The 9,053-nt window shown below is 50.7% G+C and carries 10 protein-coding genes and 1 riboswitch; of the genes, 8 read left to right on the top strand and 2 right to left on the bottom strand.

Translation table 11 applies throughout. From position 1 onward, the window contains the following. Nucleotides 1-2,183, top strand: a 2,183-nt coding sequence (locus tag B3D59_RS02165) for an efflux transporter outer membrane subunit (protein WP_286817438.1), incomplete at its 5' end; no start/stop codon positions are given. Between the two features lie 96 nt (nt 2,184-2,279). On the opposite strand, the gene B3D59_RS02160 is transcribed toward B3D59_RS02165, so the two are convergent. Together B3D59_RS02160 and B3D59_RS02155 are read right to left on the bottom strand one after the other, a co-directional pair. Then, nucleotides 2,280-2,894, bottom strand: a complete 615-nt coding sequence (locus B3D59_RS02160) for a class I SAM-dependent methyltransferase (RefSeq protein WP_286817437.1) — start codon at nt 2,892-2,894, stop codon at nt 2,280-2,282. A 6-nt stretch (nt 2,895-2,900) separates the two neighbouring features. After that, nucleotides 2,901-3,401, bottom strand: coding sequence for a GatB/YqeY domain-containing protein (locus B3D59_RS02155; RefSeq protein WP_004071707.1), 501 nt, complete (start codon nt 3,399-3,401; stop codon nt 2,901-2,903). Nucleotides 3,402-3,707: 306 nt separating this feature from the next. Between B3D59_RS02155 and B3D59_RS02150 the strand changes: the two genes are divergently transcribed. The 7 genes from B3D59_RS02150 to B3D59_RS02120 form a co-directional block, all read left to right on the top strand. Further along, nucleotides 3,708-4,334: a DUF4126 domain-containing protein gene (locus tag B3D59_RS02150; protein ID WP_286817436.1), complete on the top strand. Its 627-nt coding sequence runs from the start codon at nt 3,708-3,710 to the stop codon at nt 4,332-4,334. Between the two features lie 129 nt (nt 4,335-4,463). After that, nucleotides 4,464-4,973: a hypothetical protein gene (locus B3D59_RS02145; RefSeq protein ID WP_286817435.1), complete on the top strand. Its 510-nt coding sequence runs from the start codon at nt 4,464-4,466 to the stop codon at nt 4,971-4,973. 112 nt (nt 4,974-5,085) lie between these two features. After that, complete coding sequence (locus B3D59_RS02140; RefSeq protein ID WP_286817434.1) at nt 5,086-6,012, top strand: dienelactone hydrolase family protein; 927 nt, start codon at nt 5,086-5,088, stop codon at nt 6,010-6,012. 155 nt (nt 6,013-6,167) lie between these two features. After that, nucleotides 6,168-6,358: riboswitch (cobalamin riboswitch) on the top strand. Continuing rightward, entirely contained in the window at nt 6,354-6,626 is a 273-nt protein-coding gene (locus tag B3D59_RS02135) for a hypothetical protein (RefSeq protein ID WP_286817433.1), read from the top strand. Its footprint overlaps the riboswitch before it by 5 nt. Then, nucleotides 6,623-7,498, top strand: a complete 876-nt coding sequence (locus B3D59_RS02130; RefSeq protein WP_286817432.1) for a sirohydrochlorin cobaltochelatase — start codon at nt 6,623-6,625, stop codon at nt 7,496-7,498. The genes B3D59_RS02135 and B3D59_RS02130 overlap by 4 nt, the downstream gene beginning before the upstream one ends. Before the next feature lie 26 nt (nt 7,499-7,524). Beyond that, complete coding sequence (locus B3D59_RS02125; RefSeq protein WP_286817439.1) at nt 7,525-8,523, top strand: FecCD family ABC transporter permease; 999 nt, start codon at nt 7,525-7,527, stop codon at nt 8,521-8,523. 5 nt (nt 8,524-8,528) lie between these two features. Beyond that, nucleotides 8,529-9,053, top strand: a 525-nt coding sequence (locus B3D59_RS02120; RefSeq protein WP_286817431.1) for an ABC transporter ATP-binding protein, incomplete at its 3' end; no start/stop codon positions are given.

Genomic DNA, 9,053 nt, shown 5'->3' with positions numbered 1-9,053 from the left:
CTGACTGGCCCCACCGCAAGAACCTTGAGGCCCTGGACAATATCCATGTAAAGAACCGCAACGGCGCCATGGTGCCCCTGGGCAGCCTGGTTACGACGAAAACCACCCTTGCGCCGCGAATGATAGAACGCTACAACAAGTTCTCGGCAGCCGGCATCACTGCCTTTACGGCTCCGATGGTCAGCAGCGGCGATGGAATGACCAAGGTTTCCGAAATTGCCAAAACAGCACTGCCGGAAGGCTATACCTTTGACTGGTCGGGACTGAGCTACCAGGAAGCCACCACCGCAGGATCGGCCACTCTGATCTTCCTGATGGCCATTATTTTCGCCTATCTTTTTCTTGTGGCCCAGTATGAAAGCTGGACCACGCCGTTACCGGTAATCCTTTCAACTGCGGTGGCCGTGCTTGGCACTTTGGCCGGACTGATGGCGGTCAAACTGCCCTTAAGTATTTATGCCCAGCTCGGCGTGATTCTGTTGGTGGGCCTGGCCAGCAAGAATGCGATCCTTATCGTTGAATTTTCCAAAACCCGGCGTGAAGAAGGGCTGTCAATCATCGATGCGGCTGCCGATGGGGCGAAACAGCGGTTCCGTGCGGTATTGATGACTGCTTTCACTTTCATCCTCGGCGTGCTGCCCATGGTGTTCGCCAGCGGCGCCGGCTCCGCCAGCCGCCAGGCCATCGGCACCACGGTGTTCTTCGGGATGCTGGCCGCCACCTTGTTTGGGATTGTGCTGGTCCCGGCACTTTTTGTGCTGTTCCAGACCTTCCGGGAAAAGATGTACATCATCCGTAACCGTTCGGCAGCCAAGCATCTGTCCATGTTGTTCTTCTTATTGCCGATGTTCATGGTTGGTTGCATGACAGTGGGGCCGGACTACCAGCGGTCCAGTCTGCCGGACATCCCTGATGCGCGAAATATCGAGGTAGATGTGGCCCAATGGTGGACACAATTCAACGATCCAATGCTGACCGATATGGTCCAACGGGCCCTGGGCAATAACCATGATCTTAAGACGGCCGTGGCCCGGGTCCGCCAGGCCCGCGCCCAACTGGCCCGGACCAAGGCAGCCTACGGGCCGACCGTCGATCTAAGCGGCAGTGTCAATCATTTCGATTCTTCGACAAACGGTCTGTCGGAGACCGGTTCCACCACCCTCTACAGCACCGGATTTGATGCTGTCTGGGAAATTGATCTCTTTGGCGGGACCAGACGGTCGGTTGAAGCAGCGGTTGCGGATTGGGAAGCGATCCGGGTCGGGCTGGATGACGTCCGGGTCAGTGTGGCTGCGGAGACCGCGATCGCCTATCTCAGCGTCCGCACCTACCAGCACCGACTGACCGTATCCCAGGCCAATCTGGAAGCACAGCAGGAGACCTTTGAGATCCTTGCTGACCGCTTTAACGCTGGCTTGAGCAGCGGACTGGCTGTGCAACAGGCACGTTACAATCTCGAAAGTACGCGGGCCGAGATCCCCATCCTTGAGGCCGGGCTGGAGAGTGCCCGAAATGCCCTCTCAGTATTGTTGGGCGAGGTGCCGGGCAATCTGAAAATCCCGGGTATCGACCGGATACCCCAGTCCAACTTGGCGCTTGATGGCATTCCCGCGGACCTGTTGCGCCGCCGCCCGGATGTCCAACGCGCGGAGCGCGAGCTGGCTGCCCAGACGGCGCGCATCGGTGTAGCCGTGGCCGATCTCTATCCCAAATTTACGCTGACCGGCTCCATCGGCCTGGAGTCTTTGGCATCGTCTACACTTTTCGAGTCAGACAGCGGGAAATACAGCATTATACCCGGAATTCGCTGGCCGATATTCTACTCCGGTTCTATCCGTAACAATATCAAGATTCAGGAAGCGGTCCAGGAACAGTACCTGTATGCCTATGAATCCGCAGTTTTGAATGGTGTGCAGGAAGTGCGTGATGCGTTGATGGATTACCGCAAGGAAAAAGAGCGTCGCGCTTCGCTCAGGGTCGCTGTCGAAGCTGCCCGGGCCGCGGAGGAGCTGGCCCAGGATCAGTACCGCAATGGTCTTTCCGACTTCAACAATGTGCTTGATGCACAGCGTTCGCTGCTCAGCTTCCAGGAAAAGCTCGTCGTAAGCGAAGGCACGGTAAGCCGGAACGCCGTCCGACTTTACAAGGCACTGGGCGGCGGTTGGCGTTCTTTTGAAGAGTAGTCTATGCCGTTTTGAACGGCATGTTGCCAAAAATAAATAGCAAAGAAACAGGCCTGAGTGTTATTCCCCCAGCCCAAGGGCATATTTCAGATCAGCTTAAGGCTTTTGTGCCAGACAGTTCATCCAGGCAACCCCGTCTCTTCCCAGACCATCCTCGGAGATCATGGTCCGGACAAGCTGCAGGTTGTATTTCAGGCATAAATCTGTCCACCCATCCGGTGAGAGTGCCGTGAATCGCCGACCTTTAGAGTCAAAGGTGTTTGTCATGACTTCATCCCGCCGGGCCGGGACTGAAAATATAAACCGGCCCTTTGCTGCCAAAAGAGAATTAACGCCTAAAATTGTTTTTTCAATTTCCTGTACGGAAAGATGCATCAGAACCGCAATAGCGTATATTCCGTCAAATACCCCTAACCCATTTGACAGCCCGTCCGGCAGTTCCAAGTGAAGCAGATGCGCGGCAAGTTCGGGGTGGTGCAGTTTTGCCTGTTGTACCATTGATGCGCAGCCATCGGTCGCCAGCACCTTGAATCCCTGGCTGACCATAAAGGCGGCATCCCTGCCGGAGCCGCACCCAAGCTCCAGAAGTTTGCCGCCTGGTTTCAGGCTGGATGAAAGAAAGTCATGCAGTTGTCTGACATCACCAGATTCATATCTTTCAGCCACTTTTAAGGCATTTTGACTGTAATAATTTAACGTTGAACGATCCATGAAAGATTATTTTTCGACGGTCATCCCCTGGAGAACGTCCTTGACCTGGTTCCCGTCAGCCAGTTTACCAAAATGTTTCATAACAGCGCCCATGGCCTGCATGGGGCTTTTAATGGCGGAAAAGTCCACATTGCTTTTGATCCAGGCTTCAATCTGTTCTGTGGTGGCCATTTTGGGCAGATAAGATTCTAAAAGTTCCAGATAATCAGAAGATGTTTCTTTTTTAATCTCCAGCACGGTTTTTTCAGATTTGACGAATTTTCGGATGATGTTATGGATATCCTCATCCGTGATCTCTTCCGGCGTTTTTGCCCGGGTGGATTTTTTCCCGCTCTCAAGGGTTATGGGAACAGTGATTTCGGGGAACGCCCCCATGATCAGGCGCATGGTATCTCTTACGGCTGTATCTTTTTTACGCATGGCGGCTTTCATATCCTGCCGGATCTTATCATAAAGAGAAATCCCCATTGATCCATCCCATCCATATTGGGCTGTGTTCTCTGCCATTGCCTGCACTCTCCTCGTATAAAAGGGTTTGATGTTATTGTTGTCCCCGATATTTAACACTATCCTGGAGAAATAAACAGGGTGGAGATTCAATTCAAAAAGGGGCCTTGCTCATATTTTAGGCCATCCCAATTTTTGGTAGGTTGGGTTGAGGANNTGGCCGATGTTATGACCAAGCCCCAAAAAGGGAATCGTATGGCGTTGTCCAGGTTGATGTGATAGTGTTTCAGATAAACGATTTCCAGGATAGTTGATTTTTAGGAAGCAAGGCTGGATTAACCGTGATCGGTGAAAGGGGCTTAAATCATGGATTGCTTTGATCAGATTATTAAAACCATATCATTGAGCATGGGCGCTGCATGGGCCAGCGGAATCAACCTGTATGCCACGGTATTTGTTTTGGGTATTCTGGATGCCACCGGAAACCTGGTGCTGCCCCAGGGGCTTGAAATTTTATCCGACCCTGTGGTGCTGTGGGCGTCCGGATTCATGTATTGTGTCGAGTTTTTTGCGGATAAAACCCCCGGGGTGGATTCGGGGTGGGATGCCATTCACACCTTTATCCGGATTCCTGCCGGCGTGATGATTGCCGCAGGTGCTGTGGGCGATGTCAACCCTTCTTTGGCCCTTGCCGCCGGAATCCTGGGCGGCGGTCTGGCCACGGGCAGCCATTTGACAAAATCGGGTTCCAGGCTTCTGATCAACACCTCCCCGGAACCCTTCTCCAACTGGACTGCTTCGATACTCGAAGATGTGCTCGTCATCGGCGGTATCCTGACTGCGCTTCACTATCCCATTTTATTTTTGATGCTCCTGATTGGATTTATTTGCCTGATTGTGTGGCTGCTGCCTAAAATATGGCGGGGTGTTAAAATGCTTTTTGCAAAAATTAAAAGCGTTTTCAACAAGGACGCGCCCCGGCAGATTCCGTGATTGCTGACACCTGATAACGTATATCCCTCCAAAAAAAAATTAGAAATTAAGGTTTTCCCTGATAGATTTCTATTTAGATCGGTGATAAAAATTTAGAATCAACTTTAACATTAGAAGGAGGGAATTTACGTGAAGAAAAAGATATTGGTTTTTTCATTTTTGCTGTTTATTGCTTGGTGCGGAATTGCTTTTTCCGATACTTGTTACAAGGTAAAAGGAACAGTAAAGACGATAAACGCCTTAGATGAAATAACGCAGCAGGGATGCATCACCCTTCAGTTGTTTGACCAAAATGGTAATAAGGCATTCAAAGAAAGCGGGTATCTTTTCGGAAGAGTTATCAATAGCTCTACTCCGGGTGTCACTTACCTGACACATACAGCCACCTTTAAAGATGGGAGTATGTTTGAATCCTTTGAGGATGTAGCAGTCATCGTCAATCCAGAGAATATTGAATGCGGGGAAGACGGTTTACCATGTTACTGCCAAGTTCATGAATTAATCACTAACATTGTGAAAGGCAAAGGATTTTTTACGAACGTCAGTAGCGCTGCAGTGGAGGCGAATGGTCACATAAATACTTGCGAAGGCGATAACGAAAATAAATTTGAACTAACAGGCGAAATATGTTTTGAGTGATTTTAGTTTTTAGAATATTTTACGCATCATCTAAAATTTAATAAGGAGTTGAATTTCGTTCCGTTCCTATTTTTAACTTTATATTGTTCGTGAACAGAAAAGGGGAGGGGTTATGTTATCAAAAAAAATGGTTATTTTGTTAGCTTACGGATTTGTTTTCAGTTTCTTGCAAGTATCCCATGCTTTTGAGGAAAAGGGGTGTCCGGTAGATTGGCAACCAGTGATATCTTTTGAAGAGTTTCAGATATTAGATATAGAGCAGAAACCTCCGGAAGAGATCACTGTAAAAGGCAAATTAAAATTACCAGTCGCTTGTCAATCGAGAAAAAAGCGTTTCATAGCAAAAAATCTTCCTGCTGTGGTAATTCTGCATGGGTCGGCAGGGGTTGATTCTCGGGGCGATTTCTATGCCAGAGCACTTAACGCTGCTGGTATCGCCACCTTTGAGATCGATATGTGGGAAGCGCGAGGGATAAACAGTGCCGCAGATCGTCCCTCGCTCCCTTTTTTTAATTGTCCTGATGCATTTGGTGCTCTTAAATTTTTGTCGGAACATTCAAATATAGACCCGGACCGCATTGGTGTTCTGGGATTTTCCTGGGGTGGTGTAGTGACAATGGCTTCTGCTACGAAACATTATGCCGCACAGTTTGGAGGGAATCTGCGTTTTGCAGCACATGTTGCTCATTATCCTGTATGTTACGCATACAGCCCTGATTCTTCGATTCCAGGATTAAAATTCAGTGACTTAACAGGGTCTCCACTTTTAATTCAAATTGGAGAAGAAGATGATTATGATAATGGATCCGGACCTTGCTTTGCCTTGAAGGACAGTTTGGACTCAGAAGAACAACCTCTCCTTGAGGTGATTGCATATGAAGGGGCGTTTCATGGTTGGGACAGGTTAGAAGTTCCAATTAAGATCATGGACTCATTTTCTAATCTAGGTAGGGAGGGCGAGGTGGAAATAATTCCTGATGTAGATCAGGCGTATAAATCACGCAGAAATGTTGTTCGATTTTTCCTACAGAATCTCTAAGCAATAAGCCAGGTAATACGTATAACAGCTTGTGCCTGAACGATAAATCAGATGGGCTCAAGTTTATGGACAACCGGTGGGCACAAAAAGCGTGCCCACCCTACCGCGCTGTTTTCCTCCCAAAGTCCGCTTGACAGGAGCATTTTATTGCGCAATCATGCCTCTTGTGTTGAGGTGCCTGTTTGGGCCTAACAGGGAATCCCGTGAGAATCGGGAGCGGTCCCGCCGCTGTAACCGGGGACAAAACCTGCATAATGTCACTGTTCGTTTTTTTAAAGCGTATGGGAAGGCGCAGGTATTTGGATGATCCGGGAGCCAGAAGACCTGCCTGAGCTGATGATGTGCGTTATGCAAAGGGAATTGCCGACGCAGACATAAATATTACAGGGCCAAGAAAACTGGGTGCAGCCCTTCAAGTCGATAAAAGGCTTGAAGGGCTGTTTTGTTTTTTTGGGTCTCCTATCTGCGGGATCGCCTCCTTAAAGGAGTATGGCGGCAGGCGTGTATGGGCAAACATGTTCCTGCCGGTTTTTGTTTTTAATGCGGCGCCGGTGCTGGATGGCTTGCGTTGCGCCATGTTTAACATCCAGGAAAATCAGGAGGAGGTTGTATGAAAAAATTGATTTACGCAGCAGTTGTTTTGGCCATGGTCTTGTGTGCAGCAAATGCATATGCTCACAAAGAAGCACGCGAGATGAAAAAAGGCATTCTGCTGGTGGCGTTCGGTACCAGCGAAGCCTCTGCAAAGGTCTCTTTTCAACACATTGAGGCAAAAGTGAAAAAAGCGTTTCCCGGTGTTGATGTGCGCTGGGCCTATACCTCTCATATCATCCGTCATAAACTGGCCGGGCAGGGGGAGATTATTCTTTCCCCGGCCCAGGCACTGGCCAAAATGATGGATGAAGGATACACCCATGTGGCAGTGCAGTCCCTTCATACCATTCCGGGAGAAGAGTACCATGAGTTGGCCATGACCGTGAATGGTTTTAAAGCCATGCCCGGCGGTTTTGACCGGCTCATTTTGGGATTTCCCATGCTGGGGGCCCAGGACACGGTTGCCAAAGCGATTGACGCTATCTTTGCCACGCTGCCCAAGGCCCGTAAGGCCAATGATGCTGTGGTACTCATGGGGCATGGCACCCACCATCCGGGGAATATTTATTATTCTGCTATGAACTGGCAGCTTCAGCAAAAAGACCCCAACATTATCATGGGCACCGTGGAAGGGTATCCTGAACTTGGGGATGTCATTGCCTGGCTTAAGGAAAGAAAGACTGGAAAAGTCTGGTTAATGCCCTTTATGTCGGTTGCGGGTGATCATGCCAAAAATGATATGGCCGGCGACGAAGAAGATTCCTGGAAATCCCGGCTCACCAAGGCTGGATTTTCCTGCCAGACCGTGCTTAAAGGCACTGCTGAATATGATGAATTTGTCGACATCTGGGTAGGTCAACTGGCAAAGGCAATGACGCATTGCCGGCCGTAACAGGCATAAAAAGCGCCCCCGCCCGGATGGCCATTGTTCTTGGTTTACTGCTGGGCGCGATGATTGTTGTGTCTACCGCCATGGGGGTGGTTCGTCTGCCTTTTGTGCAGGTGCTGGCCGTAATCTGGGAAAAGCTTTGCGACCGGGGCCCTGCGGATGCGCTGGCTTCGGCCATTATCTGGGATGTACGCCTTCCCAGAATTTTGACGGCTGCCATTGTGGGCGCCGGGCTCTCTGTTTCCGGGGTGGTGTTCCAGGGAATTTTGAGAAATCCGCTAGCAGATCCCTATACCCTTGGCATTTCAGCAGGTGCCGCCTTTGGGGCCTGTGCGGCCTTTTTTTTCAACATGAGTTACTTCCAGGGGGTGAGTGTGGGGCTGTGCGCCTTTGCCGGTGCCGTTATGACGTTGGCCGTGGTGCTCTACCTGTCCGGCGGCTCTGCCGGCGGGTATTCATCCAACAATTTGATTCTTTCGGGTATTATCGTTGCCGCTATTCTTTCAGCCGGGATCAGTTTCTTAAAATATGCGGCGGATGAACGGGTCTCGGTGATTATTTTCTGGCTCATGGGCAGTTTTGCCGCCAAAACCTGGATGGATGTGGGACTTTCCCTTGTCTTTGTGGGCATAGGCGCCGTGGTGTGCCTCTGTTTTGGCCGGGACTTGAATCTTATGGCTTTGGGGGACCGGGCTGCCGCTTCCCTTGGCGTGGATGTGAAAAAATCCCGTCTGATTCTTTTGGCCGCCGCGTCACTCATGGCGGCAGTGTGCGTGTCCGTCTCGGGCATCATCGGATTTGTGGGACTTTTGGTGCCCCATATGATGCGCGCGATTGTGGGAGCGGACAACCAGTGGCTGATGCCGGTTTCCCTTCTGGCCGGGGCGGTGCTGCTGCTGTGCGCAGATACCTTTACCCGGGCCGTACTGCCCTCGGAATTGCCCATTGGTGTGCTCACCGCATTGATTGGGGGACCGTTTTTCTGTTATGTGTTTAAACGGCAGTTTTCCGGAAAACATCGGGTTTAATGCCCATGGGATATACATTAACGGATATCTGTTTTTCCTATGAGAACCGCGCCATTTTTTCGGGGATCAGCCTGGAAATGGAGACCGGGTGCTTCCATGGTGTGCTTGGACCCAACGGCAGTGGAAAAACCACTCTGCTTGACCTGATTACAGGACATTTGAAACCGCAGAATGGCAATATCCTGCTCGACGGCAGGCCCCTGGATGATTTAAACGTTGGCGAACTGGCGAAAAAATGTGCGCTGGTGCCCCAGGATTTCCGGGTAAATTTTCCCTTTACCGTGGCCCAGGTGGTGATGATGGGCCGGTATCCCCACCTGGGCCGGTTCAGTGCGCCTGAAGCAAGGGACCGGGAACTGGTGGACCAGGCCATGGCTGCCACGGGGATCAGCGATTTTTCCCTTCGCCGTGTTACTGAGTTGTCCGGCGGGGAACGCCAGCGTGTGGTATTTGCCAGGGCCCTGGCCCAGGATGCGCCCTGTTTGATCCTGGACGAGGCCTTCTCCAACCTGGACATCCGCCATACCCTG

The sequence above is a fragment of the Desulfobacter sp. UBA2225 genome, assembly GCF_002348205.1.
GTDB classification, from domain to species: domain Bacteria; phylum Desulfobacterota; class Desulfobacteria; order Desulfobacterales; family Desulfobacteraceae; genus Desulfobacter; species Desulfobacter postgatei.
Note: the sequence above shows the minus strand (reverse complement) of the source record. Positions and strands in the feature narration are given on the sequence as shown.